Raw genomic sequence first — 24,184 nt, 5'->3', positions numbered from 1 at the left:
CGGGTCTGGCGACACTGGTCCCCACAAGGAGAAAGCCTTGACTTCCTCCCCCTCGTAAACGACGGGGGATTCCACGGTCACCCGTGGAAGTTCCTGTTTCACTGCCGGTCGCCCGCCTGAGAGGACTCTCGTTGAGGTCTTACACCAGCTCCGCAGGCGTTTTACTTGTCCGCCAGCCCGGCGGCCAAGATGTTGCGAGCCGCGTTCACGTCCCGGTCATGGATCGCGCCACAAGCGCAGCCCCATGTCCGGACGTTCAACGGCAACCTGTCTTGCGCGCTCCCGCACGCCGAGCACAGTCTGGAAGAGGGAAACCAGCGATCCACCGCGACCACTGCCCGCCCGTACCAGGCGGCCTTGTACTCCAACATGCCCCGCAGCTCCCGCCACGAGGCATCGGAGATGGCGCGGGCGAGCTTGCCGTTCTTCACCATGTTGCGGACGGTGAGGTCCTCGATCACGACCGTTTGGTTCTCGCGGACGAGTCGAGTAGTGAGCTTGTGCAGGAAATCCCGGCGACGGTCAGTAATCCTTGCGTAGACGCGGGCCGCCTTGAGCCGGGCCTTGGCGCGGTTGTTGGAGCCCTGTGCCTTGCGGGCGAGCTCACGCTGAGCCTTCGCGAGCTTGCGCCGGTCGGCTCGCTCGTGCCTGGGGTTGACGACCTTCTCCCCGGTGGACAAGGTGACCAGCGCCGTGATGCCCGCGTCCACCCCCACCGACACCTCGACCGGCGGGAGCAGGGAGATCTTCTCCTCCACCAGGATCGACACGTACCATCGCCCGGCCGCATCGCGCGAGACCGTCACCGTGGACGGCTCCGATCCCTCCGGCAGCGGACGCGACCAGCGAATGTCAAGCGGCGTGTCCATCTTGGCCAGCCATAGCTGGCCATCGCGCCAGCGGAAGGCCGAGCGGGTGTACTCGGCCGAGGCCCGCGACTTCTTACGGGACTTGAACGTCGGGTAGTTGGCCCGCTTGGCGAAGAAGTTCGCGAATGCGGCCTGCAGGTGGCGAAGCGCCTGCTGCAACGGGACGGAGGAGACCTGTGGCAGGAAGTCGTAATCGCCGCTGCGTTTCCACGCCGTCAGGGCCGCCGACGACTCCACGTAGGAGACGCGACGCCCTTCGATGACATAGGCGCGGGTGCGCTCATGCAGCGCCTTGTTGTAGACGAGACGGACACAGCCGAACGTCCGGGCAAGCTCTTCGGCCTGCTCGGGGGTCGGGTAGAAGCGGTACTTGTAGGCCCGCTTCACGATCTGCGCCACAGTTCACATTCTAGTACGCGATCAGTCACGCTTCGTGCACATGTTCGATCCCGCCGCACCGTTCTGCGTTTACTCCCCGTCCTGAAGGACGGGGTCTCCACGCTCAAGGAGATTTGATGAAAGCGTTCGTCCTTCCCTCGTACGGCTCACCCCTCGTCCTGACCGACCTCGACCAGCCCGTGCCCGGCGACGACGAGGTGCTGGTGCGGGTGCGCGCCACCTCCGTCCAGCCCTACGACTGGCACTTCCTGCGCGGCGAGCCGTACGTCGCCCGCGTGATGGGCGGCGGCCCGGGGCTGCGCGCCCCGCGGTTCAGCGTCCTCGGCGCCGACGTGGCCGGGGAGGTGGAGGCGGTCGGCAAGGACGTGACCGGGTTCCGCCCCGGCGACGAGGTGTACGCGATGCCCAAGCAGGGCGGCTTCGCCGAGTACGTGTGCGTGCCGGAGAGCGAGCTGGCGCTCAAGCCGAGGAACGTGTCGTTCGAGGAGGCGGCGGCGGTGCCGATGGCGGCCTGCACCGCCCTGCTGGCCCTGCGCGACGACGGCCACGTCGAGCCAGGCGACCGCGTCCTGATCAACGGGGCCTCCGGAGGCGTTGGCACGTTCGCCGTCCAGCTCGCCAAGGCGTTCGGCGCGCACGTCACCGGCGTGTGCGGCTCCAGGAACGTGGGCCTGGTCAGGTCGCTCGGCGCCGACGAGGTCGTCGACTACACCAAGGAGGACTTCACCCGCAGCGGGCGGCGCTACGACCTGCTGCTGGACATCGCGGGCAGCCGCTCCGGCTCCGCCTGCCGGCGGGTGATGACCCGCAAGGCGACCCACGTCCTCATCGGCGGTCCGGCCGGCCGCTGGTTCCAGCCCGCGAGCCACGTGTTCGCGACGCTCGCGGCGGGGCTCTTCGTGTCCCAGCGGGTGGTCGTCACGGAGGTGGTGCCCTGCACGGAGATCAGGCAGAACCTCATGACGCTGGCCGAGCTGATCGAGGCGGGCGAGATCCACCCGGTGATCGACCGGACGTACCCGTTCGCGGAGATCCCGGCGGCCGTCAGCTACCAGGAGCAGGGCCACGCGTCGGGCAAGGTCGTGGTCTCTCTCTGAAATCATGCCCGCATGGACGCGTGCGCCTTACGGCCCGCAGCGCCGTCTCCATCTCCCTGGCACTGGCCGACTTCTCACATCCTGGAATGATTTGTCTTAGCAAGAGAGATATGTCCTAGAGTCTCCGAGCATGACACCACTGGAGATGGTCGCGGTGCTGGCGGCCGGGGTGGCGGGCGGGGCCATCAACACCGTCGTCGGCTCCGGGTCGCTGATCACGTTCCCCACGCTGCTGGCCGTCGGCCTGCCGCCGATCACGGCGAACGTCTCCAACAACATCGGCCTGGTCCCCGGCGGCCTCACCGGCGTCATGGGCTACCGGCCCGAGCTGAAGGGCCAGCGGGAGCGGCTGCTCAGGCTGGCCCCGGCCTCCGTCATCGGCTCGCTGGCCGGCGGACTGCTACTGCTCACCCTGCCCGAGAGCAGCTTCAACGCGATCGTGAGCGTGCTGATCGCCCTGTCCTGCGCGCTGGTCCTCATCCAGCCCAAGCTCAGCCGCCTGCTGTCCAGCCGGCCCGGGCGCGCGCACGGCGGGCCGTGGCTGTGGCTCGGCACGCTCGCCGCCGGTGCCTACGGCGGCTACTTCGGCGCGGGCCAGGGCATCCTGCTCATCGGCCTGATGGGCATCATGCTGGACGAGGAGCTGCAGCGCATCAACGCGGCCAAGAACGTGCTCGCCCTGCTGGTCAACCTCACCGCCGCCGTCCTGTACACCCTGGTCGCGGACGTCGACTGGCAGGCCGTGCTGCTGGTGGCGCTGGGCTCGATGATCGGCGGCTTCCTCGGTGCGCGTCTGGGCCGCAGGCTGCCCGCGCCGATCCTGCGCGGCCTGATCGTCTGCATCGGCGTCGTCGCCATCGTCAAGCTGCTGGGCACCTGATCAACCGGACAGGCCGAGGAAGAAGGCGACCGGGATCAGCGCCACGACCAGGGTGGCGGCCCACCACCGGGGAGCCGGCCCGTCCTTCAGGACGGAGACGCCGAGCGGCACGAGGGCGACGGCGAGCCCGGCCAGCGCGACCAGCGAGATCGGGTCGCTGCTGCCCTTGAGCACGCCCAGCGGCAGCCCGGCCGCCAGCGCCAGGCAGACGCACCGGACGACGCCGAGCGCCCTGGCGCGGTAGGCGCCGACTGCGAGCACGACCCAGCCGGCCATGATGCAGATGTTGACCGCCTTGAACACGTGGAAGGCGCCGTAGGTGGCCTCGACCGCCCGCCGCGCCGCGTCCAGCCCGAGGACGTCCACCAGGTGGAAGGCCAGGTGGCTCACCCCGGCGTGGAAGACCCGTCCGAAAAGGCCGAGGATCACCAGCGTCACGCCCCATTGCGCCCAGCCGGGCTGCGACCTGCTGATCAGGCGGGCCAGCGAGGTCACGGCGGGCCACAGGAGCACGATCCCGGCCGCGTACAGGCTGTAGGACAGGACCATCCGCTCCGGCTGGGCGGCGTAGGCGGCGAGCTGGTCGGGGAAGAAGTCGCCCTCGCCCGCCCGGATGAGCACCCCGGCGAGCAGCAGCGACGGGCCGAGCACCAGCCCGGCGCCCTCGACCCAGCGCCCGGGAAGCGTGTGTGTGATCGTCATGCCACCGATCCAAGCGGCGGGCGTGCCCGCGCACACGGGCGCTGTCACGAGAACCCGTGGTAGAGCCAGGACTACCGCTCGCCCGGCTCCCGAGAGGGTAATCTGCGTAGTTTTAGTACGACCGAATCCTGCGACAGAAGGGACCAGGCACGTGCTCGACGATGCCGGCCTCCAGGCACTACGCGAGGCGGCGCGCCTGTCTCCGGACAACCTCCCGCTCCGTCGGCATCTCGCCGAGCAACTGCTGACCAAGGGGTACCTGGCCGACGCGGAGGCCGAGTTCCGCGCCGCGCTCCTGCTCGCGCCGAAGGACCCCGGCATCTCGGCGGGGCTGGCGGAGGCGTTCGTCCGGCAGAGCGCCCACGGCGCGGCGCTCTCGGCGCTGGAGCCGTTCCTGGCCTCGCCCGGCTACCCGCCGCGGATGGGCGTGCTCGCGGCCAGGGCGCTGCTCGGCGAGGGCGACTTCGGCCGGGCGGCCTACCGCTACCACGAGGCGATCGCCCGCGACGCGTCCGTCGCCGACCCGGAGCTGGCCGCCCGCCTGACCACCCCGGTCGCCCCGTCCGTGCCCGCGGCGCCGCCCCAGTACGCGACGACCCCGGCGGACGCGCCCTCCGGCGCGGAGGTGGAGAAGTCGAAGGTCACCTTCGCCGACGTGGCCGGGATGGACGCGGTCAAGGAGGCGCTGCGGGTGAAGCTGCTGCTGCCGCTCCAGCAGCCCGAGCTGTTCGCCGCGTACGGCAAGCGCGCCGGCGGCGGCGTCCTGATGTACGGCCCGCCCGGAGCGGGCAAGACCCACCTGGCCAGGGCCGCGGCCGGCGAGCTCGGCGCGTCGTTCGTCAACGTCGGCCTGTCCGACATCCTCGACATGTACGTCGGGTCCAGCGAGCGCAACCTGCGCGCCACGTTCGACCTGGCCCGCCGCAGCCGCCCGTGCGTGCTGTTCTTCGACGAGGTGGACGCGCTGGCCGCGCGCCGCTCCGACATGCGCCAGGCCCACACCCGGCAGCTGGTCAACCAGTTCCTGGCCGAGCTCGACGGCGTGGACCAGGACGCCAACGAGGGCGTCCTGGTGCTGGCCGCCACCAACGCGCCCTGGTACATCGACGTGGCCTTCCGCCGTCCGGGCCGCTTCGACCAGCTCGTGTTCGTGCCGCCGCCCGACGCCTCGGCGCGCGCGGCCATCCTGCGCCTCCTCTGCCGCGACAAGCCGCTGGCCGAGATGGACTTCGACGCGGTGGCGCGGGTGACCGACCACTTCGTCGGCGCGGACCTGAAGGGCGTGGTGGACCGCGCGGTGGAGGTCAAGCTCCAGCAGTCGCTCAGCGCCGGCCGGCCCATCCCGATGACCACCAACGACCTGCTGGCCGTCGCCCAGAACGCCAGACCCACGGCTGTGCGCGAGTGGCTGGCCACCGCGCGCAACTACGTGCTGCACGCCAACGAGTCCGGCGCGTGGGACGAGCTGATGCCGTGGATCAAGGGCAAGCGGTGAACCCACGCGAGTCGATCCTGCGGGCGGGCACGCTGCTGCAGATGCGCCGCCCGGCCGACGCGGAGCGGGAGCTGCGCGGCGTGCTCGCCGTCCAGCCCGAGCACTTCACCGCGTTCTCGCTGCTCGGCCTGGCCCTCGTCCAGCAGGGCAGGACCGCCGAGGCCGTGTCCGCGGCCCAGGAGGCGGTACGGCTGGCGCCGGACCAGTCGTACCCGCACTACATGGCCGGGCAGGTCTACCTCCGCATCCAGCGGCCGGACCTGGCCGTCACCGCCGCCGAGACGTCGCTGGCGCACAACCCCGAGTCGGCGTCGACCTGGGAGCTGCTGGCCCGCGCCCACCTGCGGCTGGGCCGGTACCGCCAGGTCGTGGAGGCGGCCCGCCGGGGGCTGGCCATCGATCCGCAGGAGTCGGACCTGGTGAGCCTGCTCGCCATGGCGCACGTCAAGCTCGGGGAGGCGGAGCAGGCCAGGGCCGCCGCCGCGAACGCCGTACGGCTCGATCCGGAGAGCGAAACCGCGCACCTGGCGTACGGGCACGCGGCGCTGGCCGCCGGCGACGCGAAGACGGCCGCCGCGGCCTTCCGCGAGGTGCTCCGCCTCGACCCCGGCTTCGACCCGGCCAGGGACCTCCTCGTCATGGCGCTCAAGGAGCGCAACCCGCTCTACCGGATCCTGTCGAACCTGCGCAGCCGGTTCCTGGGCGGCTGGCGGATGGTCCTCCTGCTGCCCGCGGCGCCGCCGCTCGTCGCCGTGTTCGTCCTCATCGCGGTGCTGCACTGGGCGGCATGGGTGGCCGAGGCGGTGACCGTGCTGCGGCTGGCCCGCGCGAAGGCGACCAAGCTGCTGTTCGAGGGCGTCGAGGCCCGCGTGGCCGTCGCGAGCTGCGCGCTGCTGGCCGCCGGGGTGGGCGTGCTCGCGCTGGGCATCGCGCTCGGACAGGACGCGCTCGGCACGGCGGGGGCGGCCCTCATGGCGCTGGTCACCCCGGTGCAGGAGGCCACGCACACGGGCTCGGCCCGCGGGCGCCGCGTGCTGTACGGGTGGACGGGGCTGCTCGTGGTCGCGATCGTCACGTCCGTGATCCTCGGCTCGCCGAGTGCCGCGCTGCTGGCCGTGTACGCCGGGATCGGCACGATCTGGGTGGCCGCGGGCGTACGCCGGTTGTTCCCCGCTCCCGAGCGGTAGTCCGAATGTATCTGTGACGTACCTGCCTGGTATGTGAATTGTCACGACCGTTTCTAACGTCTTCGGTGATCCCAAAAACGCCCGACGAGAGGCGGTTCACATGAAGATCGGAAAACTGACGGACTGGGTGCTGGCCAAGGTGGTCCCGGAGCACTCGGCGCAGGCGGCGTGTCCGTGCTGGTACGAGGGCACCACCTGCCTGTACCGCAAGTGCTGCACCTGGGGTGCCTCCTGCGGCACCGGCGAGTCGTGCGGCCCCTGGATCTACAACTGCTGACATGACCATGCTCGCGTGGACGGCCGGTCTCCTCGCGGTCGCCGGGCTCCTGCCTTCCCTCCTGGTCCTGCGCCGCCGGCTCGCCGTCGTCGTGGTGTCCGGCCTCAGCATGGAGCCGACCTTCCACGCGGGCGACCGGCTCCTGGTCAGGCGGGCCGGACTGGCCCGCATCTCGGCCGGGGACGTCGTCGTGTTCGAGACGCCCGACTGGCTGGGCACCGGCGAACCCCTGCCGCCCGAACGGCGCTGGATGGTCAAGCGGGCGGTGGCGCTGCCCGGCGACCCCGTGCCGGACTCGGTCCGCGCGGCCGTGCCGGACCTCCGGGTGGCGCCTGACCGGCTGGTGGTGCTCGGCGACAATCCGTCGGCCAGCTTCGACTCCCGCCAGTGCGGCCTCATCGACGGGGGCACCCTGCTGGGAGTGGTGCTCCGCCGCCTGGCCTGACCCCTCACCCATCTCCCCGACCTGGAGGCCGGCCATGCCCTACCTTGTCACCCTCGTCATCCTCCTGGGTGTCCTGTGCCTGGTGAACCTGGCGCTCACCCTCGGCGTGATCCGGCGGCTGCGCCGGTATTCGGATCAGCTCGCCACCCAGTCCGGCCAGGGGCAGGGGGCGATCCTCGCCGAGGGCGCCCTCGCGCCGCCGTATGTCGCTTCGGCCACCGACGGATCCGCCGTCTCCCGCGACCTCATCACCGAGCCGGTCGTGGTGGGCTTCTTCTCCACCGGCTGCGACGCCTGCCACGAGGCCCTGCCGGACTTCCTCACCCTGGCCGCGGCCTTCCCCCGCGAGCAGGTGCTCGCCGTGATCGTCGACCGTACGGGCGAGGCGGGCCCGCAACGGGAGCGACTGGAGCCGGTCGCCCGCGTGGTGGTCGAGGACCTCGGCGGGCCGGTCGCGTCGGCGCTGCAGGTGCGGGCGTTCCCGGCGTTCGCGCTCGTGGGCGGCGGCGGCCGGATCCTGGCCAGCGGGCTCCGGCTCGACCAGGTCATCACCCTCTCCCGGGCCTGACGACCCGTGACCCCCAAACCCGCCCTCCCCCCGACCACCCCGCCAAACCCCAACCCACCGAACCCCACGCCACCGGATCCCGCGTCGCTGAACCTCACCCCACCGACCCCCGCGCCGTCCGACCCGGCGCCGCCGGATCCCGCGTCGCTGCGTCCCACCGCGTCGAGGCCCATCCCGCCGAGCCCCACCTCACCAGATCCCTCCGCGCCGACGGCGGCGGGCGATGGGGGCATGAAGGCTAGCCCCGCGGCCCTGGTCCGCGCGCTCGGCCTGGCCTGGCGGGCAGGCCGAGGGCACGTCCTCGCGTACGCGGTCCTGGCCCTGCTCGAAGCGGCCGTGCCCGTGGCCGCCGCCTGGCTGACCAAGTCGGCGCTCGACGCGATCGCCCACCCGGGCGGCGCGTCCACGCTGGTCGCGGTGGGCCTGGCCCTGGCGGCGGCCGGCCTGGCGGCCACCGCGCTCCCGCATTTGTCCCGGTACGTACGCGGAGAGCTGGAGCGCCGCACCGGCCGCCTGGCCCAGGACCGGCTCTTCGTAAGCGTCGAACGCTTCACCGGCCTGGCCAGGTTCGAGGACCCGGCGTTCCTGGACCGGATGAGCCTGGCGCACAGCTCGGGCGGCGCCACTCCCAGCGCGGTGGTCGCCGGGACGCTGGCCATCTGCCGGGGGCTCGTCACGGTGACCGGATTCCTCGGGGCGCTGCTGGTCGTCAATCCGCTGCTGGCGGGCGCGGTCCTGGTGGCGGCCCTGCCCGCGCTGGCCGCCGAGCTGCGCCTGTCGCGCCAGCGGGCGTCCATGATGTGGCGGATCGGGCCGATGGAACGTCGCGAGCTGTTCTACCGGCAGCTCCTGACCAGCGTCCGGGCCGCCAAGGAGCTGCGCCTGTTCGGCGCGGGCCGGTACTTCCGGTCCAGGATGAACGCCGAGCGGGCCGCGGCCGACTCAGAACGGCGTCACCTCGACCGCCACGAGCTGGGCGTCGAGGGCGGGCTGGGCCTGCTGTCCGGCGTGATCGCCGGGGCCGGGCTGGTCTGGGCGCTGCTCGCCGCCCGGGACGGCCGGCTCACCGCGGGCGACATCGCCCTGCTCGCCACCTCGATCGTGGGCGTGCAGTCGGCGCTCGCCGCGCTGGTGAGCGAGGTGACCATGGCCCACCAGCAGCTCCTGAACTTCGACCACTACCTGACCGTGACCGGCGCCGAGCCCGACCTGCGGCAGCCTGCCCGGCCGGTGCCCCCGCCCGCGCTGCGGCGCGGCATCGAGTTCCGCGACGTGTGGTTCCGCTACTCGCCCGGACATCCCTGGTCCCTGCGCGGCGTCAGCTTCACGATCCCGTACGGCTCGGCGGTCGCGCTCGTGGGCAGGAACGGCGCGGGCAAGAGCACGATCGTCAAGCTGCTGTGCCGCTTCTACGACCCGGACCGGGGCACGATCCTGTGGGACGGCGTCGACCTGCGCGAACTCGACCCGGCGGAGCTGCGCGGCCGCATCGGCGCGGTGTTCCAGGACTACATGGAGTACGACGTGACCGCCGCCGAGAACATCGCGATCGGCGACGTGGCGGGCCGCGACAGCCTGACCGCCTCCCCTGACCGGATCGAGGCCGCGGCCAGGAAGGCCGGGGTGCACGACGCGGTCAGCGCGCTGCCGCGCGGCTACGACACGCTGCTGACGAGAATGTTCTTCGGGCCTGGCCCCGAGGCCGCCGAGGCCGGGGTGGTGCTGTCGGGCGGGCAGTGGCAGCGGCTCGCGCTGGCCAGGGCGGTGCTGGGCGACGGACGCGATCTGCTCATCCTGGACGAGCCGAGCTCGGGGCTGGACGCCGAGGCCGAGGCCGAGATCCACAATCGGCTACGCGAGCATCGGGCGGGGCGTACGAGCCTGCTGATCTCGCACCGGCTGGGTGCCGTGCGGGAGGCGGACGTGCTCGTGGTGCTCGACGACGGCCAGATCGCCGAGCAGGGGTCGCACGAAGAGCTGATCATGCTGGACGGGCTCTACCGGCGGCTGTTCACCCTGCAGGCCCAGGGCTACCAGGGGTGACGCGGAGGAGGTCATGCACAGCCTGTGGAGCAAAGGCGGACGGGGCGACGCCGGCAGCGCAGGCGGCGGTGCTGCCAGCCCGCCGCGGGGCCGCTGAGGCGCGGGTCCCGGTTCAGCATGAGGTGATGCAGCTCGGCCAGCTCGGGCCCGGGCGCGATGCCGAGCTCCCGGTCGAGCGCCTGCCTGGCCTCGGCGTACACCCTCAGCGCCCCCGCCACGTCCCCGGTGCGGTACAGCGCCACCATGAGGTACTCCCACAGCCGCTCCCTGGTGGGCCGCAGTGCCAGCGTCTCCCGCAGGCCGCCGATGATCTCGCTGTGCCGGCCGAGCGCCAGCCGGGCCCGCGCGCACTCCTCGATCGCCAGGTAGCGCTGCTCCTCCAGCGCGTCGAGGTGGGCGGCCACCCCGACGGTCCTGGGCAGGTCCTCGGCCGCGGCGCCCCGCCACAGCGCGAGCGCGGCGGTCAGGTGTCCGAGGGCCTCCTCGTAGCGGTCGCCCGACATCGCGGCGCGGCCCTGCCGTACGCGCTCGTTGAACTCGGCGACGTCCAGCTCGCCGGGCTCGACGGTGAGGAGGTAGCCGGGCTGACGGGCCCGCAGGCGGTCGCAGAGGTCCTTGCGCAGCAGGTTGGCGTAGCTGCGGACGTTCGCAAGAGCAGACTTGGGTGGATTGTCCTCCCACAGCGCGCTGAACAGGCGGTCGTGAGAGACCGCGCGGTTCGGCTCCAGGAGGAGGCGGGCGAGGAGGAGCCGCTGTTTCGTCGTTCCGAGCTGCACGATCGCGCCGTCTCGCCACAGCCGTACCGGTCCGAGGATGCCGAACCGAAGATCCATCGTTCCCTCCCGCAACGCGTTCTTTGGGAGCGCTCCCACGCCACGCTACGGATGCGTCGATCATGTGTCAATGGTGTCAAGTCCATCCGGCCGCAGAGGCGGCGTTCGTGAAACTTTCAAGCATTCCGCCTGGTCACAGCCACAGAACGCACCGTGCGTTGACGGGCGCGAAGACGGCAGCCGAGCATGACGCCGCGTTCTCCCTCTCCGAAAGGCACCCCCATGCACTTGTCCAAGGCGATGACGGCCGCCCTGGCCACGCTGGTGGCCGGAGCGGCGGTCGCGGTCGCGGTGACCACCGCCGCCCCGGCAGGCGCAGCCGCCGGCACGGGCACCGGTTACCTGCACACCAGCGGCAACAAGATCGTTGACAGCACGGGCGCGACCGTGCGCCTGACCGGCATCAACTGGTTCGGCATGGAGACCGACAACCGGACCTTCCACGGCCTGTGGTCGAGCACTCCATGGAAGGGCCACATCGACAAGATGGCCTCGCTGGGCTACAACACGATCCGCGTGCCGTACTCCAACGACGCGCTCAAGTCCGGTGCCACGGCCACCGGCATCAACGACTACGTCAACCCCGACCTGATCGGCCTGTCGCCGCTGCAGATCCTGGACAAGATCATCGCCTACGCGGGCGGCAAGGGCATGCGGATCATCCTCGACCGCCACCGCCCGACCGCCGCGGGCCAGTCCGCGCTCTGGTACGTCTCCGCCACCCCGGAGAGCACCTGGATCAACGACTGGAAGGCGCTGGCCCAGCACTACGCGAACAACCCCACCGTCATCGGCGCCGACCTGCACAACGAGCCGCACGCCGAGGGCACCAACCCCAACGCGACCGGCTCCTGCTGGGGCTGCGGCGACCAGGCCCGCGACTGGCGACTGGCCGCCGAGCGGGCCGGCAACGCGGTCCTGTCGGTCAACCCCAACTGGCTGATCTTCGTGGAGGGCGTGAGCTGCCCGAGCGGCGGCCTGTCCAACGTGTGGGACGGCGATCCCAGCAACGACGAGGACTGCGGCTGGTGGGGCGGCAACCTGTCGAAGGCGGGCCAGTATCCGGTACGGCTCAACGTGGCCAACCGCCTGGTCTACTCGCCCCACGACTACGCGACCTCGGTCTACCACCAGACCTGGTTCGACGCCCCCGACTACCCGGCGAACCTGCCGGCCATCTGGGACAAGTACTGGGGATACCTGTACAAGCAGAACATCGCGCCGATCATGATCGGCGAGTTCGGCACCACCCTGGCCGCGAACGTGGACAAGATCTGGCTGCAGGAGCTCCTGAAGTACACGGGGACCGGGGTGAACGGGATGTCGTTCACCTACTGGTCGTGGAACCCGAACTCCGGTGACACGGGGGGCATCCTCAACGACGACTGGACCACCGTCAACCAGGCCAAGCAGGCCATCCTCCAGCCGTACCTGATCCCGCCGACCGGCGGCACCGGGCAGCCCTCCGAGACGCCCACGCCCAACCCTCCCGGGCAGTGCACGGTGACGTACAAGCAGACGAACTCCTGGCAGGGCGGCTTCCAGGGCGAGCTGACGGTGAAGAACACCGGCACCGGCACGATCAGCAACTGGAGTGCCACCTGGACGTTCCCGTCGGGGGTGACGCTGGTCAACGGCTGGAACGCGGTCGTGACCCAGTCGGGCACCACGTGGACCGCCAAGGGCCCCGACCACGCCAAGAACCTCGCCCCGGGTGCGTCCGTCGCCGTCGGCTTCACCGCCAACGGCCCGGCCGGCCAACCCACCAACGCCACCTGCTCCTGACCCTCCCACCGGTCACGGGCTCCCGGCCCTCGTCGCGAGCTCACGACCTTCCAGCCGTCGCGGGCGGACGCGCTCCCGCCCGCGGCTCCCGAACGAGCGCCCGCCCCGCGATCCACGACCAAGCACCGCGGGGCGGGCGCTCGCTTTCCCGCCTCCAAGGGACAGCACCCCCACGGCTCTCCCCCCAAGGGACACCACCCCCTACCACCCTCCCCCCGAGGACGGCGAACCCCGTGCTCCTCCCAAGGGGCGGCAACCCACTACGGCCCTCCCGCTCCCCAAGGGACGGCAACCCCAACGCGCCTCCCCCCTCCCAAGGCAACCCCCAACGCGCCTCCCGCTTCCAAGGGACAGCAACCCCCAACGCGCCTCCTCCCCCAAAGGGACGGCAACCCTCTACGGCGGGAAGGAGGGTTGACCACGGGTCGCACGTAGTGGATAACGGATTCCGACAAAGGGAGTAAACCTGCACTGTTACGGAGACCCCGATGGCAAGCGCGGCTTCTCCCGCATTGGTCGGGCGCGACACCCAGTTGCGGCTGCTCACCGGCGCCATCACGGAGCCGCCCTCCGTCATCCAGGTGCAGGGCGAGGCGGGCATCGGCAAGACCAGGCTCGTCAGGGCGGCGATCGACCCCCTGCGCGAAAGCGAAGGCGGCCGAACCGTCCTGCTCGGCCACTGCCACCAGATCCGCGAGCCGCTCCCGTACGGCCCCGTGCTCGACGCGCTCCGGGACGTCGCCCCCGCACTCCCGCCCCACGACCGGCTCAGCCCGCTCACCGGCGTCCTGCACGGCCACCTGCCCGAGCTGGCCGGCCACCTCCCGCCCGCCCCGTCGCCGCCCGCGTTCGACGACCCCCGGGCCGAGCGGCACCGGCTGTTCCGGGCCGTCCACGCGCTGCTGGCCGCGGCCGGTCCCGTCGTCCTGGTCGTGGAGGACCTGCACTGGGCCGACGACGGCACCCGTGACCTGCTGCGCTTCCTCACCGACCAGCCGCCCGACGGGCTGGCGCTGGTGGTGACGTTCCGGCGGGAGGAACTGCCGGTGCCCGGGCTGCCGTTCGGGCACGCGTACCGGCGGACTCCGGGGGTGCGCGGCGAGGTGATCTCGCTGACCCCGCTCGACGTCGAGGGCGTGCGCCGCCTCACCGGCGCGCTGCTCGGCCGGTCGGCGCCGACCGCCGAGTTCGCCGCCCGGCTGCACGAACGCACCGCGGGCGTGCCGTTCGTGATCGAGGAGGTGGTGCGCTCGTTGCTCGACGACGAGGGCCGCTTACCCGAGCCGGACGCGCTCGACCGCATGGCCGTGCCGCTGCTGCTGCGCGAGGCGATGGCCGAACGGCTCGCCGGGCTGTCGCCGGCCGCGCTGCGCGTCGTACGCGCCGCCGCTGTCCTGGGGTTACCCGCCGACGAGCCCTTGATCGCCGCCGTCTCCGCGCCGACCCCGTCCGAGCCCGGGCTGGGCCAGGCGCTGGAGGCCGGCGTGCTGCTCGAGCACAAGGACGGCCAGTACGGCTTCCGCCACACCCTCGCCCAGCAGGCCGTCTACGACACGATCCCCGGCCCCGAGCGCCGCCAGATCCACCACCGGGCCATGACCGCGCTGTCCGGGCTCGACCTGCCGCCCCTCGTCCAGCTCGCCCACCATGCCCGCCGCGCCGGCGACTACGCGGCCTGGCAGCGCCACGGCGCCGCCGCCGCCGACCACGCCGCCGCGCTCGGCGACATCCCGCTCGCCGTCGAGGTGCTCGAAGGGCTGCTCGCCGACCCCAAGCTCCCCCACGACGCCCGCGGCCCGCTGGCGCTCAGGCTCAGCAGGGTCGCCGCCATCGGCCTGTCCCACCGCCGCGTCGTACGCATCCTCCGCCACCTGCTGTCGGACGACTTCCTGTCCCCGCAGGTACGCGGCCAGGCCCGGCTCAACCTGGGCGTGCTCCTGTCCAACCAGGCGGGCGCGGTCGCCGCCGGGCGGCAGGAGATCCTGGCCGCGCTCCCCGACCTGCACGACAGCCCCAGCCTGGCCGCCCGCGGGCTGGCCCTGCTGGCGATGCCCGCGTGGGGCGGCGAGCCGCTCTCCATGCACCAGGAGTGGATGGTCCAGGCGGAGAAGCTCCTCGACGACCGCGACCCCGAGCTGACCGCCGCCGTGCTGGCCAACAAGGTCACCCTCGCCATGCTGGTCGGCGCGCCCGACGCGTTCGAGCTGGTCGGGGAGCTGCCGGTCAACGACCCGGCCCCGGCCGTGCGCCGCCAGGTGGCGCGCGGCTACTCCAACCTGTACGACGCCGCGGTGGCGCTCGGACACTACGCGGCGGCCGGACGGTTCGCGGACCAGAGCAGGCGCATCGCCGAGGAGACCGGCGCGCTCTACCCGGAGTTCCTGGTGGAGATGTCGTCGATCCGGCTCGACCTGCTGACCGGCCGCTGGAAGGGGCTGCGCGAGCGGGCCGTCGCCGCCGTCGAGATGTCCTTCGAGGCGCCGCTGCTGGCGGTGGACGCCCGGCTGACGCTCGGCATGCTGGCCCTGGCCAGGGGCGAGTGGGACGAGGCCGGCGAGCATCTGGAGGCGGCCGGCGTACGCGACCTGGACTCGGGCTTCCTGCCCGTCGCCGCGGCGGCCTCCAGCGGGCTGGTGGAGCTGCACCTGACCCGCGACTCGCCGGACTCGGCGGTGCGCGAGGCCGATCTGGCGGTGGGCAGGCTCCGGCGCAAGGGCGTGTGGGTGTGGGGCGACCAGCTCGTGCCGGCCGCCGTCCTCGCGCTGCTCAAGGCGGGCAGGCGCGGGGTGGCGGCGGATCTGGTGGCCGAGTTCGCGGCGGGGATCGACGGCAGGAACGCGCCGTCGGCGCAGGCCGGGCTCGACACCGCCAGAGGGGCGCTGGCCCAGGACGCGGAGGAGGCGGCCCGCTACCACGCCCTGGCCCGCGGCGCCTACGAGGCGATGCCGCGGCCGTACGGCGCGGCGCGGGCGGCCGAGTCCGAGTCGGTCGCGCGGTTCGCGCTCGGCGACCGGGCGCGGGCCGCCGACCTCGTCGCCGACGCGGGCGAGCGGTACGCGGCGCTCGGCGCCACCCACGACGCGGCCCGCTGCCGCCACCTGCTGCGCGAGATCGATCCGACCGGGGCGCGGCGCAGGGGCCGGCGGGGCCGCAGCGGGGTGCTGTCGCCTCGGGAGAGCGAGGTGGCCAGGCTGGTCGCGCTCGGCCGGACGAACCGGGAGATCGCGGAGGTGCTGTTCCTGTCGCGCCGCACGGTGGACACCCACGTGGCCAAGGTGCTGCAGAAGCTCGGCGTGCGGACGAGGGCGGACGTGCGGGAGCCCCGGCCGGACGACCGGCCGGGGCTCGTGGAGAGCTAGACGGTGATGCTCCAGGAGTCGATGAAGCCGGTGTCACCGGCGTAGACGTCCTCGATGTCGAGCACCCAGGTGCCCGCCGCCTGCTGGCTCACCGGGACGGAGAACGTCCTGGTGCCGTACTGCGTGCAGGTCGTGCCGCCGTACCTGTCGACCGCGTACCAGGTGCCGCTCGGCCCGCGTACCCAGATGTCGAGGTCCTCCGCGCAGGTGTGGCTGATCGTGATGGAGATCCGGACCGGTGAGGTCGCGGTGCCCGTCGCGGTGGAGGTGATCGAGCTCTGGGTGTTGTTGAAGTCGGTGATCGGATAGTTGGTGTCGTTGGTGAACGTCCGGCCGCCCGAGGTGCTCTGGACGGTCAGCGCGTACGTCGCCGTGTGCGTGGCCGTCACACCGGTGCCCGTCACCGTGATGGTGTAGCTGCCGGCCGGGGTGGTGGGCGCGGTCGAGATCGTCAGCGTGGACGAGCCGCCCGAGGTCACCGAGGACGGGTTGAACACGGCCGTGGCGCCGGTCGGCAGGCCGCTGGCCGACGACAGGTTCACCGTCTGCGCGGTGCCCGCCGTGGTGGCCGTGCTGACCGTGGTCGTGGCCGCCGAGCCCGCCTGCACCGTGCCGGACGTCGGGCTGAGCGACATCGAGAAGTCACGCGTCGGCGGGTTCGAGCTGACGGTGAGCGCGTACGTCGCCGTGTGCGTCGTCGAGCCGGTTCCCGTGACGGTGATGTTGTAGGTGCCCGCCGCCGTCGACGAGCCGACCGAGAGCGTCAGCGTCGAGGAGTTGCCCGAGGTCACCGAGGACGGGCTGAAGCTCGCCGTGGTGCCGCTGGGCAGCCCCGACGCGCTCAGGCTCACGGTCTGGGCGCTGCCGGAGGTGGTCTGCGTGCCGACCGTGGCCGTCGCCTGGCCGCCGGGCGCCGCGCTGCCGGAGGTCGGGCTGAGCGAGATCGAGAAGTCGCTGGTCGAGGTGCCGCACGCGGGCTCGCCCGAGGCCGCCGCCACGCTGATCGCGCTCCACGCCGCCTTGGTCGTGTTGCACTGGGCGCTGTTGGCACCGAACAGCTCGATCGCGGCCGCGACGGAGGCGGCGCGAACGTTGGTGTAGCGCCAGGACGAGGTCTTGCGGGCCAGGGCGCCCATGTAGATCTTGCCGGCGTTCTGGATGCCGACGCCGGTGACCGACGAAGGGCCGCCGGAGCAGATCGGGCTGGACGGCTTGCCGCCACCGGGGTTGTTGCCCTCGGCGAGCAGGTAGAACCAGTGGTTCAGCGGGCCGGCCGCCGCGTGCACCTCGGTGCCCGGGATCGAGGACGAGTAGCAGTTCGGGTCGCCGAGCGCGCTCGGGTTGTACATGTTCCTGATCGGCCCGTCGCCGACCAGGTCGACCTCCTCGCCGACCAGGTAGTCGGCCGGGTCGTTGGGGTTGGCGGCGTACGCCTCGGTCAGGGCGCCGAAGATGTCGCCGGTGGCCTCGTTGAGCCCGCCGTTCTCGTTGCCGGATCCGGCGCCGCCCGGCGTGGTCTGGAAGATCGCGTGCCCGAACTCGTGCGCCACGACGTCGATCGGGGTCGCCTGCCGGGTGTTGGCCTGGTTGTGGCCGAAGTTGGTGTAGCTGCCGTTCCAGTAGGCGTTCACGTCGGCGAGCCCGACCCGCGCGGGGAAGCCGCGGCCGCTGCCGTTGATGCCGTTGCGGCCCAGCCAGTCGCGCAGCATGTCCCACTCGCGCTGCACGCTGTAGAGCGCGTCCACGCAGGCGGTCTCCAGGTTGGTGCCGGAGCCGTTGCCCCACGCGTCGTCGGTGCCGGTGTAGGCGCTGCCGTTCTGGCCGCCGCACTGGATGCCGGGCCTGGACGTGTCGGTCATCGAGTACGAGCTGCCGGAGCCGCTCGTCCCGATGGTGACCTGGCCGTAGTAGTAGCCGTTGCCGGTGCCGGCGCGTACGAGGTCGTACGAGTCGGCGATCTCACCGGTACGCGCGTCCACGAACACGTGCTGGATGCTCGGCTTGCCGTCGGCGATGCCGCTGACCATGGCGTCCCAGGCCAGCCTCGGCTTCTCGCCCCAGGCCAGCACGACCAGGCGGGGCGCCGCGGTGTCGTCCACGCGCGAGAGCTTCGTCCTGGCGACCTCGGTGGCCTTGCCGGCGCTGATCGTGGCCCGGGTCGGCACGTCGCCCGGGGTCGGGCCCGTCGCCGCGACCGTGTCCCTGACGTTCCCCGCCGCGTCGGTGACCACGACGGCGTCGCCGCCGACCATCGGCAGGCCCTTGTACGTGCGCTCGTACGACACGTAGAACATGTCGGCCGCGCCCGGGGTGACCGCCACACGGCTGTAGGCCTCGTCGGGGCCCCGGGTGAGCTCGTCGAGCTGGCTGGAGACGGCCTTGTCGGCCACCTGTGCGGCGAGCGAGGCGGGGTCGCCCATGCGCGCCGTCTGCTGCTGCGGTGCGGCTCCCGGAGGGGCGGCGTTCGCGGGCGGCGTCTGTAACGCCAGTGTGGTGGCCGTGGCCACGCCGACGACCGCCGCGAGTAAGGCTTTGCGTTTCACGGCTGTGCTGCTCCTTTCGAGGATCTCCCTCGGGATCGGCGCGCTTCGTGAGCGCACGACGGTCCGCTCGCCGCACGGGGATCGCCTCGGCGGCGGGATTGCAGGGAGATTGGGGGGTGGAAGCTAGCAGTGCTGTTGCGCCTTGATGCCGCGACGCTAAACGGTCACTCCCGACTGGGAAATACGTATACGCATCGGTAGGTATACCGATAATTCCTTTTTAACTGCTCAGTTAGGGGACAATCGGGGCGTGCAATTCGGCATCCTGGGCCCGCTCCTGGTGCGCTCTGCCAGTGGTGACACCCTGGCGATCGGGGGTCCGCGCCCGCGTGCCCTGCTCGCGCTGCTGCTGCTCGACGCCGGGCGGATGGTCAGCGTCGACCGGCTCATCGACGGCCAGTACGGCGACCGGCCGCCCGCGGAGGCCGCCAATGCCATCCAGGCGCAGATCTCCCGGCTCAGGCGGAGCCTGCCGGCCGGCCTGATCGAGTTCCACGGGGCGGGATACCGGCTGGCGGTCTCGCCGGACGACGTGGACGCGCACCGGTTCGAGCGGCTGTCCCGCGAGGGGCGCAGGCTGCTGGCGGGCGGTCGTTCCCAGGGGGCCGCCTCCTCGCTCAGGGAGGCCCTGGAGCTGTGGCGGGGACCGGCGCTCGCGGACGTGGCCGACGCGCCGTTCGCGGGGCCGCAGGCGCTCCGGCTGGAGGAGCTCCGCCTGTCGGCCATGGAGGACCTGATGGAGGCCGAGCTGGGCCTGCCCGAGGGCAGCCCGGTGGCCGCGCTGCAGGACCTGGTGGCCGCGCACCCGCTGCGCGAGCGGCCGCGCGGGCTGCTGATGCGCGCGCTGGAGGCGGCGGGGCGGCCGTCCGAGGCGCTGACGGTCTTCGACGAGACGCGCCGCCTGCTCGCCGACGAGCTCGGCACCGACCCCTCGCCCGAGCTGGCGGCCCTGCACCTGGCGATCCTGCGGGCCGAGCGGCACCAGGTCCGGCGGGCCGCGCCGCCGGCCCAGCTGAACCGGCTCGTCGGACGGGAGGAGGAGCTCGCGCGGCTGGCCGCCCTGCGCGACGTCCGCCTGGTGACGCTCGTCGGCCCCGGCGGCATCGGCAAGACCCGCCTGGCCATCGAAGCCGCCACCCGCCTCCTCCGCCCGGACACCGCCACCCGCCTCCTCCACCCGGAGACCGCCACCAGCGACGAATCTCCGGGGAGAGCCACCAGCGACGAAGTCCCGGGGACGGCCGCCGCTGGCGAGGCGGCGGCGCAGCGCGCCCGGGAGGCGTGCTTCGTGGACCTGTCACTGGTGGAGGGGGCCGGGCAGGTGGCGGGGGCGGTGCTGGCGGCGCTCGGGTTGCGCGAGTCGGCGCTGCGCGGGCTCCCCGACCCCGCCGAACGCCTGGTGGCGGCGCTGGCCGAGCAGGACCTCCTCCTCGTCCTGGACAACTGCGAGCACGTGCTCTCCGAGGTCGCCACGCTGGCCCGCCGCCTCCTCGCCGCCGCCCCCGGCCTGACGATCATGGCCACGAGCCGGGAGCCGCTGGGCCTCACCGGCGAGCACCTGGTCCCGCTGGCGCCCCTGCCCGCCGACCCGGCCGTCAAGCTGTTCGCCGAACGGGCGGCGGCCGTGCGGCAGGAGTTCGCGGTCGGGCCCGGCAACCTGGACGCCGTCCTGCGGATCTGCGCGGCGCTGGACTGCCTGCCGCTGGCCATCGAGCTGGCGGCGGCCCGGATGCGCACGTTCGGCGTGGAGGAGATCGCCACCCGGCTGGCCGAGCACGACAGGTTCCGGCTGCTGTCGCGCGGGGACCGTACCGCCCCCACGCGCCACCAGACGCTGCACGCGGTCGTGGAGTGGAGCTGGAGCCTGCTCGGCACCGAGGAGCAGGCGCTGGCCAGGCAGTTCTCCGTGTTCGCCGGGGGCGCGAGCCTGGAGGCGGTGGAACGGGTCTGCGGCGCGGACAGCGCCGACCTGCTGGCCGACCTGGTGGACAAGTCGCTGGTCGAGACCGACGGCGAGCGCTACCACATGCTCGACACCATCCGCCTGTTCTGCGCGGAGCGGCTGGCGGAGACGGGCGAGGAGGACCGGCTGAGGGCGGCCCACGCCGCCTGGTTCCTGGAGTTCGCGCGCCGGGCCGACGGCCACCTCTACAGCGCCGAACAGCTCCAGTGGCTGGCCCTGCTCTCGGCCGACAACGCGAACCTGCAGGCGGCGCTGCGGTGGGGCGTCGAGCACGACCCGCCGACGGCGGCGCGGCTGGTGGCGGCGCTGGCCATGTACTGGTGGCTGAGCGGGCGGCGGGGCGAGGCGACCCGGCATGCCGTGCGGCTCCTCGACGCGATCGGGCCCGAGCTGGGGGACGAGTACGTGCTGGTGGTGCTGCACGCCGTACCCGACGCCGAGTCCCCCCACTGGAAGCGGGCCTGGAAGGTCGTGGGCTCGTTCGACCGGCCGATGCGCTACCGGTTCGGCCCGGCCCTGTGGGGGATGCTCGCGGGACCGCCCGCGCCCGGGGAGACGGTGGCCGTGCACGCGATCGGATCCGATCCGTGGAGCCAGGCGCTCGGACGGTTCAGCGGCGCGCTGCTGGCGCTGCTGCGCGGCGGCGTCGCCGACGCGGAACGGGACCTGGAGTCGATGCTCGCGGAGTTCGGCGCCTTGGGCGAGCGCTGGGGGAAGGTGCAGGGGCTCGACTGGCTCGGGCTGATCGCGAGCTGGCGTGGCGAGTGGGGGCGCGCCATGGAGCTGTGGCAGGAAGCGGTCGGCCTGCTCGAGGAGCTCGGGGCGATGGAGGAGCTGGCGGACGTCCTGCACCGGCGCGCCGAGGCGCACTGGCGGGCCGGGGACGCTCGGGCCGCCCGGGCCGACTGCGAGCGGGCCGGGGACCTGGCGCGCCGGCTCGGGCGGCCGGAGCTGACGGCTTGGGTGGATCTGCGGCTCGGCGAGATGGCCCGCCTGGAGGGTGACCTGGCGGGGGCGTCCCGCCACCTGGAGGCCGCGTTGGCCGCCTCCGAGACCGGCCTGTTCCAGGCCCACGCGGCCAGGTCGCACGTGCTGACGGCGCTCGGCCGCCTGGCCGAGGCGACCGGCGACGCCGCCGAGGCCGCGCGCCGGCACGCGGAGGCGCTGGCCATGACGCTGAAGTCGCCGCTGACCATCGACCTCGCCGACGCCGCTGAAGGCCTGGCGGGCCAGTGCCTGCTGGACGCCGCGGAAAACCTGGCCCACCAGCACCCGGACGGCGCAGAAGACCTGGCCCACCAGCAGCCGGACGGCGCGACGGCGGTGGGCGGAGAGCCGGCGGAGCGGGCGGCGGTGCTGCTGGGGGTGGGGGTGGCGCTGCGCGGCATGGCCGTCGCCGGGGATCGGGACGTCGCCAGGATCGCCGCCGCCGCCACGGAGGTACTCGGGCCCGCGGGATTCGCGGCGGCGTACTCCAAGGGGGCGTCGATGAGCAGGGACGACGCGCTCGCCACCCTGATCGCGACCGCCGGCCCCGGCCGCTGACGGAGCCCGCCCCGGCTGTCAGCCGACGGTCGCCCCGCTGTCAGCGGCGCTCGCGAAGCTGACGGGCATGAAGAACACCACCGTCCTCATCTCCGGCGCCAGCATCGGCGGCCCCGCCCTCGCCCTCCAGCTCTCCCGCTACGGCTTCAACGTCACCGTCGTCGAGAAGGCGCCGTCGCTGCGCCCCGGGGGCCAGGCCGTCGACTTCAAGAGCCATACCCACCGCACCGTCCTGACCCGCATGGGGGTGCTCAAAGACATCGAGGCGCTCCAGACCGGCGGCACCGACCAGGTGATCGTCGACGCGGACGGCCACAAGCTGGCGGTCATCCCCGGCGAGTTCACCGGCGGCGAGATCGAGATCAAGCGCGGCGACCTGTCCAGGGTCTTCTACGAGAAGACCGCCGCGAGCTGCGAGTACGTCTTCGGCGACTCGATCACCTCGCTCACCGAGACCCCCAGTGGCGTGCACATCACCTTCGAACGCTCCGCCCCCCGCACGTTCGACCTGGTGGTGGGGGCGGACGGCATCCACTCCAACGTCCGCCGCCTCGCCTTCGGCCCCGAGTCCGACTACGTGAAGCACCTCGGCTACTACTACGCCCTGGTCGACGTCGAGGGGGACTTCGGCACGGTCTCGGAGATGTACAACGAGCCCGGCAGGATGGCCGCCGTCGGCGGGCCGAAGGCGCCCGCGCTCTTCGTCTTCGCCTCCGAGCGCCTCGACTACGACCGGTACGACATGCGGCAGCAGAAGGACCTGCTGACCCGCGCCTACGCGGGCATGGGCTGGCAGGGCCCGGCGCTCATGGAGGCGGTGCGCCGCTCCCAGGACGTCTACCTCGACTCGATCAGCCAGGTGCTCCTCGACCGCTACTGCCAGGGCCGCGTGGTGCTGCTCGGCGACGCCGCGTACGGCAACACCCTGGCCGGCTTCGGCTCGGGCCTGGCCGTGGTCGGCGCGTACGTGCTCGCGGGCGAGCTCAAGCGGGCCGGCGGCGATCACCGGGTGGCTTTCGCGCAGTACGAGGAGCAGATGCGCGAATACGCCAAGATCGCCAAGAACGGCAACACCGGTCCGTTCCTCGCCCCCCGCACCCCGAGGGGGATCCGGATGCGGAACTGGGTTTTCAAGTACAGCTTCCTGCTCGGTTGGATGATGAAGATGACCGACAAGTTCGCGAACAACATCGCGCTGAAGGAGTACTGAAGGACAGCGACGCCCGGCCACGGCCGGTACGCGGGCTGGGTCGAGCGCACGGGAGTCGTCGTCACCGTAAGGCCGGCACGCCCCTCGTCCCCGAGTTGCCGGAGATCATCAAGGGGATCAAGCTCTGAGCAGGCCGACCCCGCCCTCGATGCGCAGCTGCGGGGTGCCGTCCAGAAGGGGGATGTGCGGCTCCTCCTCGCCGATGTGCCAGTCCTGGACGGGCACCAGGCCCGGCTCGATCAGCTCGAACCCGTCGAACAGCCCCAGCACCTCCTCCCGCGTCCGGAAGCGCGCCTGCGCGGGGGTGCCGGCCGTCGCCATCGTGAGCTGGGCGATCGCCTCGGGGGCGCTCTCCGCCATCGCGTGGGTGGCCACCAGGCAGCTGCCCGGCACCATGCGCTTCCTGAAGGCGGCCACGATGCCGCCGGGGTCCTCCTCGTCCATCACGTAGTGCAGCACCCCGACCATCAGCACGCACACCGGCTGCTCGAAGTCGATCAGGCCGGTGACGCTGGGGTCGGAGAGCACGTCGTCGGGGCGGCGCAGGTCGGCCTGGATGCTGGCGATGCCCGGCGAGTCGGCGAGCAGCACCTGCGCGTGCAGCCGCACCACGGGGTCGTAGTCCACGTAGACCACCCGGCAGGCCGGGCTGACCGAGCGGACGGTCTCGTGGATGCTGGGCGAGGTCGGGATGCCGGTGCCCAGGTCGATGAACTGCCGCAGGCCCTGCTTCGCCAGATGGCGGACGGCCTCGACCTGGAACCTACGGTTGGCCCGGGCCACCAGACGGGTGTCCGGGGCGACCGCGAGGAGCTTCTCCGCCACCGCCCGATCGACCGCGACGTGGTCCTTGCCGCCGAGCAGATAGTCGTACACCCGGGCGGAGCTGGGAACCGTCGGGTCCACTCCGGGCGGAACGCGTTCTAGCTCGGTCACTGGGGGCCGTCTCCTTCCACGCGTGCGACTCCGAACGCCATACTACTC

At 72.4% G+C, this 24,184-nt stretch carries 16 protein-coding genes and 1 pseudogene; 12 read left to right on the top strand and 5 right to left on the bottom strand.

The window, feature by feature from the left end; translation table 11 throughout:
- Positions 1 to 63 precede the first annotated feature (63 nt).
- A pseudogene (locus ACFKCF_RS27095) lies at positions 64 to 1,268 on the bottom strand (RNA-guided endonuclease InsQ/TnpB family protein); the annotation flags it as partial.
- A gap of 116 nt (positions 1,269 to 1,384) precedes the next feature.
- On the opposite strand from ACFKCF_RS27095, the gene ACFKCF_RS27090 reads away from it, so the two are divergent.
- Both ACFKCF_RS27090 and ACFKCF_RS27085 read left to right on the top strand, forming a co-directional pair.
- A complete protein-coding gene (locus ACFKCF_RS27090) occupies positions 1,385 to 2,365 on the top strand; it encodes an NAD(P)-dependent alcohol dehydrogenase (protein ID WP_394497808.1) in 981 nt (326 codons plus the stop codon).
- A 130-nt stretch (positions 2,366 to 2,495) separates the two neighbouring features.
- Positions 2,496 to 3,245, top strand: coding sequence for a sulfite exporter TauE/SafE family protein (locus ACFKCF_RS27085; protein ID WP_394497807.1), 750 nt, complete (start codon positions 2,496 to 2,498; stop codon positions 3,243 to 3,245).
- Here the strand turns inward: ACFKCF_RS27085 and ACFKCF_RS27080 are convergent, their stop codons facing one another.
- A complete protein-coding gene (locus ACFKCF_RS27080) occupies positions 3,246 to 3,947 on the bottom strand; it encodes a hypothetical protein (RefSeq protein WP_394497805.1) in 702 nt (233 codons plus the stop codon).
- A 151-nt stretch (positions 3,948 to 4,098) separates the two neighbouring features.
- On the opposite strand from ACFKCF_RS27080, the gene ACFKCF_RS27075 reads away from it, so the two are divergent.
- The 6 genes from ACFKCF_RS27075 to ACFKCF_RS27050 all read left to right on the top strand — a co-directional run bounded on the left by ACFKCF_RS27075 (position 4,099) and on the right by ACFKCF_RS27050 (position 9,962).
- Positions 4,099 to 5,442, top strand: a complete 1,344-nt coding sequence (locus tag ACFKCF_RS27075; RefSeq protein WP_394497804.1) for an AAA family ATPase — start codon at positions 4,099 to 4,101, stop codon at positions 5,440 to 5,442.
- Complete coding sequence (locus ACFKCF_RS27070) at positions 5,439 to 6,629, top strand: tetratricopeptide repeat protein (RefSeq protein ID WP_394497802.1); 1,191 nt, start codon at positions 5,439 to 5,441, stop codon at positions 6,627 to 6,629. The genes ACFKCF_RS27075 and ACFKCF_RS27070 overlap by 4 nt, the downstream gene beginning before the upstream one ends.
- Before the next feature lie 100 nt (positions 6,630 to 6,729).
- Positions 6,730 to 6,906, top strand: a complete 177-nt coding sequence (locus tag ACFKCF_RS27065) for a hypothetical protein (protein ID WP_364833224.1) — start codon at positions 6,730 to 6,732, stop codon at positions 6,904 to 6,906.
- Position 6,907: 1 nt separating this feature from the next.
- On the top strand, positions 6,908 to 7,351 hold the full coding sequence (locus ACFKCF_RS27060) for a S26 family signal peptidase (protein ID WP_394497801.1): 444 nt from the start codon (positions 6,908 to 6,910) through the stop codon (positions 7,349 to 7,351).
- Between the two features lie 34 nt (positions 7,352 to 7,385).
- Positions 7,386 to 7,919: a hypothetical protein gene (locus ACFKCF_RS27055; protein ID WP_394497799.1), complete on the top strand. Its 534-nt coding sequence runs from the start codon at positions 7,386 to 7,388 to the stop codon at positions 7,917 to 7,919.
- A gap of 231 nt (positions 7,920 to 8,150) precedes the next feature.
- A complete protein-coding gene (locus tag ACFKCF_RS27050) occupies positions 8,151 to 9,962 on the top strand; it encodes an ABC transporter ATP-binding protein (protein WP_394497797.1) in 1,812 nt (603 codons plus the stop codon).
- A gap of 11 nt (positions 9,963 to 9,973) precedes the next feature.
- On the opposite strand, the gene ACFKCF_RS27045 is transcribed toward ACFKCF_RS27050, so the two are convergent.
- Positions 9,974 to 10,795 carry a BTAD domain-containing putative transcriptional regulator gene (locus ACFKCF_RS27045; RefSeq protein WP_394497795.1) on the bottom strand — a complete coding sequence of 274 codons (822 nt, stop codon included), beginning with the start codon at positions 10,793 to 10,795 and terminating at the stop codon, positions 9,974 to 9,976.
- 222 nt (positions 10,796 to 11,017) lie between these two features.
- On the opposite strand from ACFKCF_RS27045, the gene ACFKCF_RS27040 reads away from it, so the two are divergent.
- Positions 11,018 to 12,580, top strand: a complete 1,563-nt coding sequence (locus ACFKCF_RS27040; protein ID WP_394497793.1) for a cellulase family glycosylhydrolase — start codon at positions 11,018 to 11,020, stop codon at positions 12,578 to 12,580.
- Between the two features lie 488 nt (positions 12,581 to 13,068).
- A complete protein-coding gene (locus ACFKCF_RS27035; RefSeq protein WP_394497791.1) occupies positions 13,069 to 15,939 on the top strand; it encodes an ATP-binding protein in 2,871 nt (956 codons plus the stop codon).
- Here ACFKCF_RS27035 and ACFKCF_RS27030 read toward each other — a convergent pair.
- Entirely contained in the window at positions 15,936 to 18,482 is a 2,547-nt protein-coding gene (locus ACFKCF_RS27030) for a M4 family metallopeptidase (RefSeq protein ID WP_394497790.1), read from the bottom strand. The genes ACFKCF_RS27035 and ACFKCF_RS27030 overlap by 4 nt on opposite strands.
- 250 nt (positions 18,483 to 18,732) lie before the next feature.
- Here ACFKCF_RS27030 and ACFKCF_RS27025 point away from each other — a divergent pair, with 250 nt between their 5' ends.
- Positions 18,733 to 21,990 (top strand): BTAD domain-containing putative transcriptional regulator, encoded by a 3,258-nt coding sequence (locus ACFKCF_RS27025; RefSeq protein WP_394497788.1) that lies wholly within the window; start codon positions 18,733 to 18,735, stop codon positions 21,988 to 21,990.
- A gap of 67 nt (positions 21,991 to 22,057) precedes the next feature.
- Positions 22,058 to 23,200 carry an FAD-dependent monooxygenase gene (locus tag ACFKCF_RS27020; RefSeq protein ID WP_394497787.1) on the top strand — a complete coding sequence of 381 codons (1,143 nt, stop codon included), beginning with the start codon at positions 22,058 to 22,060 and terminating at the stop codon, positions 23,198 to 23,200.
- Positions 23,201 to 23,317: 117 nt separating this feature from the next.
- Here the strand turns inward: ACFKCF_RS27020 and ACFKCF_RS27015 are convergent, their stop codons facing one another.
- Positions 23,318 to 24,136, bottom strand: a complete 819-nt coding sequence (locus ACFKCF_RS27015; RefSeq protein ID WP_394497785.1) for an SAM-dependent methyltransferase — start codon at positions 24,134 to 24,136, stop codon at positions 23,318 to 23,320.
- Positions 24,137 to 24,184: the final 48 nt, after the last annotated feature.

It is taken from the genome of Nonomuraea sp. JJY05 (genome assembly GCF_043496855.1).
Lineage (GTDB): Bacteria > Actinomycetota > Actinomycetes > Streptosporangiales > Streptosporangiaceae > Nonomuraea.
Note: the sequence above shows the minus strand (reverse complement) of the source record. Positions and strands in the feature narration are given on the sequence as shown.